This is a genomic window from Bacillota bacterium, from assembly GCA_024655925.1.
In the GTDB taxonomy this organism is placed as follows: domain Bacteria; phylum Bacillota; class DTU025; order DTU025; family JANLFS01; genus JANLFS01.
On record JANLFS010000090.1, the window covers coordinates 1 to 5,790 of the forward strand.

A 5,790-nucleotide genomic window follows, 5' to 3' on the forward strand; every position below is an offset into this window, starting at 1 on the left:
GCAGAGGAACCTGCTACAATGCCGGCAGGTTTCTCACGGACTCGACAACCGGGGCACCATCGCCTACAGCAAGCCGATCGCCGCGAAATCCGCCTACGACAAATCCGCAGGTAGACCCGGGCGTCGCGATAGGCGATCCCTTCAGGGATCCCGCCGGATGAACCCGAGACGCTTTCCTCCGCTTCGAGTATTCAGTCATCTTCGGCACTCTTGCAAGACTTGTCGATGAGGCAACAGGTCCGTCGGAGGACTTGTCGATGAGACGACAGGTCGCCGGAGAACCTGCCGCCGCTCCGACAGGATCTCGCGCACTGCCAGAGTTTTGTCGGTCCGATGGGAGAGAATGACCATGTGGCACCTTTGGGATACCCGTCCGACCACGCTGCGCCTCATGGCCGCGACCTTGGTGAACTCCTAAGGCACCTACGCCCACGCCCTCCCCTCCATGCAGCAGGACGCGTCCGCGAAGATCAACCACATACTCCCCGGAAAGTAATAGGGGCAGCCGTCTCTGACTGCCCCGTCTTATCATCCATTCCGTCCAGCGCTGTGTAGGCGCGTTGAGTGCCGCCAAGTTGTGTTATCTGTATGTTATCCTTCGGCCTCAGTGTCCACGTCCATCCAGCCATCTAGCTGGCCGTACAACAATAATGGTGCCGAAGGCGGGATTTGAACCCGCACGTCCTTGCGGACACTAGACCCTGAATCTAGCGCGTCTGCCATTTCCACCACTTCGGCACTCTTTCCAACCGTATTCTCTTGTTTCGACGGTCGGGGCGCATTCCCTCCCGCTCCGTATCACGAGTATATCACGCCTCTTCGCCCGGCGCAATACCCGGGTTATGCTGTGTATTCAACGCTGCATCCCAGCTCATAGCACCTTTACTCTCCCCCAAGCGCACATCGGTCGGTTCGGCCAGGCACCATCCGTCCCGAACCCGAAGTCAAGCAGGAGTTGGCCGTGTCCCCACCGAAGCATGCAGCAAAACATCGCGATACGTTGGACGCGCGGGCCACGGTATGGGCCACGGTATGGATACGGCCGATATCAAGCGATCATCTCCATACGGTCGGTCCAACCCCACGGGCGAGCATGCTAATCTCCTGCCAGCTTGCCCACCCGGGATTCGCGCCCAGATACTCGCCTGGAGGATCAGAAGTATGTCCGTAAACCCAATGATCAACAGTGTCGCCATTGGGACTCTCGGAGGCTTAGTCGCGTACAAACTCAGAATCCCCGCGGGCGCGCTCGTAGGTTCCATGGCGGCCGTAGTCATCGCAAAACTCAGCGGCGGCCATCTCGCGGCGCTTCCTTCAGAGGCCAAAATCGCAACTCAGATAGTGGTAGGAGTCATCATCGGGGTCAGCATCAAGGAGCTAACCTGGGCAAGCATCAAGTCTTTGGCTATCCCTGCGGTTGTGATATGCGTCTGCCTAATGCTCGCGGGTGTCGTCTCCGGCCTGATCCTCACTCACCTCCTTCACATAGACCCGGTTACCGCCTTTTTCAGCTCGATGCCAGGGGGCATGAACGAGATGGCTCTTGCGGCCTCAGACTACGGCGCCCACGGCCCGTCAGTAGTGATCCTGCATTTCGTGAGGCTGGTGGTGGTCCTGTGTACAAGCGTCCCGCTGATCAAGTGGCTCTCTCGCTGAGGGGCTTCCGGCGCTGCAGGACGCCGATGATACGCCCCCACCCCCAGAAGAAGAACGCGAAAACCGCTGCCACCACTGCAGTTGCCGCGGCGGTGGCCACGAACGGGGCCGAGGGTCCGTAGATCTCCCCGAGGATTCCTCCGGCAGCGCCGATCACCAGAAATCCGAGCCCGCAGAAGGTTTCGCACAGGCCCATTGCCCACCCACGATACTCGTTCGGCACGCAGTCCGACCCCAGGGACAGGCTTGCCGGAGCCAGCGCCCCTGTGCACAGGCCCATCATCGACACTCCCGCGAACATGACCGGTTCGCTCTGCCCGTAGGCCAGGACGGCTGTGCCGGCGGCGCCCACAAGAAGGGCCGGCACAATCACTGCTCCCCTGCCGGCGCGCTCCGATACGGCGCCCGCAGCGAGGGATATTGCGACTCTGCCGACCCAGAACATCCCGACCAGCAGGCCTACAAGTTCGACGCGCAAGCCCCTAACATCCGCGAGCAGAGGCACAAACGTCCACATCAAGCCCACTATGAGGCAGTAGGAGAGGCAGGAGACAGCCGCAAGGGCAAGCTTCAACCGTGCGCCCGGATAGACCCTGGGCCCGCGCGCCTCCGAGCGGATCTCGCAACCCTCGTAGCCTGGTGCCCCACTGTCAGCAGGCCCTTTCGTGTGCCTGTCCGAACACCCTTCCGCGCGCCCTGCCGCTTGGATAGCCCTGTACCCTACACCCTGACCCCCGCGCCTGAGGCTCCCGAGCCTTTGCCTCCAGGTGCGCGGGACCCACCAGCCGCTGGCGACACCGACCATGGCGACAAGCCCTGCGCTGAGGCTCGCGTGGAATGCCGCCTGGTATCCGAATGCCCCGGCTAGCCACCCTCCGGCTGAGGATCCGAGGAACACTGCTATAGGAAACACAGTATAGATGATCCCCATCGAATGCCCCGCAGTCTCCTTGCCTGTGGTGGACGCCGTCTCCATAGCCGGCCAGAACGCCGCCAGGCACAACGAATCCAAGGTTTTCCCCAGGGCGAGCATGGCAACCGTCCGAGCTATGGGGTAGATAACGGCGGACAGTGAGACGGAGATGGCAGAGAAAAGGAATATGAGTTCGGGGCCAACTATGTCCGCGAGCCGGCCAAATGGGAAGGCTAGGAGGGCATGGAGGACAGAGGCAGATGCCGCGATCGCCCCCACCTGGCTGTAAGAGGCTCCTCTGAACTGGGCGTACAGCGGAAAGACCGGACCGCTCAGGCCCCCTGCGATCGACACAAAGAACGTGACCGCCGCGAGTCCGACGATCCGTTTTGTGATCATCCCCTGCGTGCTACTTGTCGCCAAATCTGACTTCAAGCCCGATCTCATCCTCCGGTGGGATCCCGTCGATTCCGATGAGCGGGATCTGATGGAGTTGGACCAGGTCCGACGCGCCCCGTCCCCCTGCCCAACTTATACCCATATTACCACCGTCTGACCCCGGCGGAAAACAGGTTGTTTGTAGAAACCCGGAGCCTTGGGCATCCCGGAGTGGATCCCCATGGCAAGCTGCGTGTTCTTCCGATGATCCCCCGTGGTTGGCTGGCAGGCCGTCGGGGGAATCCCCACGGCTCCAGAAGGGAAGCATAGACTATCATGCTGATGCGGGACACGGGGAGGGTGCGCATGGGAGACGCAGGTGGCGAGGTTGAGACCCGTCTGGAGGACTTGCCCGACCGGCTCAAGGTGGGAGACGTCGCACATTTTCTGGGAGTGAGGCCGTCCACGGTGCGCAAGTGGGTGCGTTCAGGACGGTTGCCAGCTGTGGTGGAAGGCCGAACGGTCCGGGTCTTCAAGCCGGTTTTCGAGGAGTTTCTCAGGAGAGGCACAACACAGTTCGCCCGTGACTTGCCAGAATTCCTCACCGCTGCTGAGGTTGCGGACATACTCAGAGTCCACCGGTCTACGATATACTACCTCATCCGACGCGGGGACATGGCCGCCGTGTGGGTCGGTCGCTCGCCCCGTGTCCCCAGTTCGGAGCTGCGGAGGTTCATAGAGCAAGGCGGCACCCGCGCATCTTCGGACCACCAGGATAACCAGTCACTGGGCCAGGGTTCCGAGGGCCGGCGGGTGTACCGTGTGCAGAGGCGCCTCCCAGATCAAGAGTACCACTGAGCCGGGGCCTTCCCGAATCGGCGCCCGTGCTTTGCCTGGGCCGCAAGGGTGGAATCCTCGCGAGGTCAGCCGGCACTCTGCCCCCGTCGCGCCCCCGCGACGTTTCGTCGCCATTCTTTCTGCGCACCTTGTCCTCGGTGCGCACGTCTCCCATCCTTCTCCGTGTGCTCACCCACACCCGTGAGCAGAACCGTCACCTTGTCCGGCCTCACTCGCACGATCCCATTTTCAACCTCCACGGTCTCCACTCCGCCGCCCGCCCTGACTCTGAGCGTCCCAGGGCCGAGACGCCCGGCAAGCCGTGCATGTCCCGGCAGGATTCCGACGTACCCGTCGGCCGTCGGGAGCACCGCTGATTCAGCCTGTCCGCGGAATACAATCCCCTCCGGCGACAGTATCTCGACTTCCATCACGCATCATGCACCTCCGACGCCGCCGTGCCCGGACGGGGCTGTGACGTCGCGGCCACCACTGCCCACGTCCCCGGCGGGTGCTCGGGCTCTGTCAATTGCCTCGTCAATAGTGCCAGCCATGTAGAAAGCATCCTCCGGGATGTCGTCCAGCTCGCCGTCGAGGATCAGCCTGAACCCACGCACGGTCTCCCGCACGGGCACGGACCTCCCGGCCAGTCCGGTGAACTGCTGGGATACGAAGAAGGGCTGGGAGAGGAACTTCTGGATCCGTCTCGCCCGCGCGACCTGCGCCCGATCCTCTGGCGACAGCTCATCCACTCCAAGTATCGCGATAATGTCCTGTAGCTCGCGGAATCTCTGAAGGGTCGCCTGCACCCGCCGGGCTACCTCGTAGTGTTCCTCCCCCACCACCGTAGGGTCGAGAAATCGGGACCGCGACGCGAGAGGGTCCACCGCGGGGTAGATCCCCACCTCCGCGATTCGCCTCTCCAGGTTCGTGGTAGCGTCTAGGTGCGCGAAGGTCGTCGCGGGGGCAGGGTCGGTGTAGTCGTCGGCCGGGATGAAGACCGCCTGGATAGAGGTTACCGACGCCCGGCCTGTCGAGACTATCCTCTCCTGCAAGGCCCCGAGTTCGATGGCGAGAGTCGGCTGGTAGCCCACAGCGGACGGAATCCGGCCCAGAAGCGCCGAGACCTCCGCGCCGGCCTGGATGAACCGAAAGATATTGTCGATGAAGAGCAGGACGTCCTGCTCCTCCCGGTCGCGGAAGTACTCCGCCATGGTGATCCCCGCAAGTGCCGCGCGGAACCTTGCCCCAGGCGGCTCGTTCATCTGTCCGAAGACCAGGATTGCATGGTTCAGTACCCCGGTCCGCTTCATCTGGAGCCAAAGCTCGTTCCCTTCACGAGTTCTCTCCCCGATGCCGATGAACACGGACCTCCCTCCATAGCTCTCTGCCACGTGCCTCATAAGCTCCATGACAAGCACAGTCTTCCCGACTCCGGCCCCTCCGAACAGTCCGATCTTCCCGCCTTTCGGGTAAGGGGCCAGAAGGTCTATGGCCTTGATCCCCGTCTCCAGGATCGCCCTCGGGGGCTCCTGTTCCTCGAACGGAGGCGGGGGTTTGTGGATGGGCTGCCGGTCTTCTGTCTTGACCTGTTCTCCCCCGTCGACTGTCTCCCCAAGGACGTTGAAGACGCGCCCCAGGATCTCGGGTCCGACGGGGACCGTGAGTGGCCCACCCGTGTTGATGGCCCTCATCCCTCGGCGCATCCCCTCCGTAGGCAGCAGGGCGATGCACCTCACTCTCCTGCCACCCAGGTGCTCGTGAACCTCGACGAGGACTTCACGCGGGGAGATGGGGTGGTGCTCGTCCATGCCCAAGCCGGAAAGGAACAGAATCTCCTCTTCTTCGTCGGGCACGAGCCGGAGCGCGGTGTGGATGGGGGGCACTTCGCCTTCGTCGAATTCCACCTCGATTACGGGCCCGGCTACCCTCACAACGTGCCCATCTGACTCATGTGCCTCGGCCACGGCCATCCCTCCCGTCGATTCCCGCCCCGCCCCCAAACG

At 62.8% G+C, this 5,790-nt stretch carries 6 protein-coding genes and 1 tRNA gene; 2 read left to right on the forward strand and 5 right to left on the reverse strand.

What is annotated here, in order from left to right; genetic code table 11:
- Positions 1–651: 651 nt before the first annotated feature.
- A tRNA-Leu gene (locus NUW23_12405) sits at positions 652–738 on the reverse strand.
- 423 nt (positions 739–1,161) lie between these two features.
- Here NUW23_12405 and NUW23_12410 point away from each other — a divergent pair.
- Positions 1,162–1,656 (forward strand): AbrB family transcriptional regulator, encoded by a 495-nt coding sequence (locus NUW23_12410; protein ID MCR4426967.1) that lies wholly within the window; start codon positions 1,162–1,164, stop codon positions 1,654–1,656.
- Here the strand turns inward: NUW23_12410 and NUW23_12415 are convergent.
- Positions 1,637–3,004, reverse strand: a complete 1,368-nt coding sequence (locus tag NUW23_12415; GenBank protein ID MCR4426968.1) for an MFS transporter — start codon at positions 3,002–3,004, stop codon at positions 1,637–1,639. The two genes, NUW23_12410 and NUW23_12415, sit on opposite strands and share 20 nt — an antisense overlap.
- Positions 2,979–3,110: a hypothetical protein gene (locus NUW23_12420; protein MCR4426969.1), complete on the reverse strand. Its 132-nt coding sequence runs from the start codon at positions 3,108–3,110 to the stop codon at positions 2,979–2,981. Before NUW23_12420 ends, NUW23_12415 begins: the two co-directional genes overlap by 26 nt.
- Before the next feature lie 203 nt (positions 3,111–3,313).
- Between NUW23_12420 and NUW23_12425 the strand changes: the two genes are divergently transcribed.
- On the forward strand, positions 3,314–3,805 hold the full coding sequence (locus NUW23_12425) for a helix-turn-helix domain-containing protein (protein ID MCR4426970.1): 492 nt from the start codon (positions 3,314–3,316) through the stop codon (positions 3,803–3,805).
- Between the two features lie 65 nt (positions 3,806–3,870).
- Here NUW23_12425 and atpC read toward each other — a convergent pair whose 3' ends face one another.
- A complete protein-coding gene (gene atpC, locus NUW23_12430; GenBank protein ID MCR4426971.1) occupies positions 3,871–4,215 on the reverse strand; it encodes an ATP synthase F1 subunit epsilon in 345 nt (114 codons plus the stop codon).
- A gap of 6 nt (positions 4,216–4,221) precedes the next feature.
- On the reverse strand, positions 4,222–5,757 hold the full coding sequence (atpD, locus tag NUW23_12435) for a F0F1 ATP synthase subunit beta (protein MCR4426972.1): 1,536 nt from the start codon (positions 5,755–5,757) through the stop codon (positions 4,222–4,224).
- Positions 5,758–5,790: the final 33 nt, after the last annotated feature.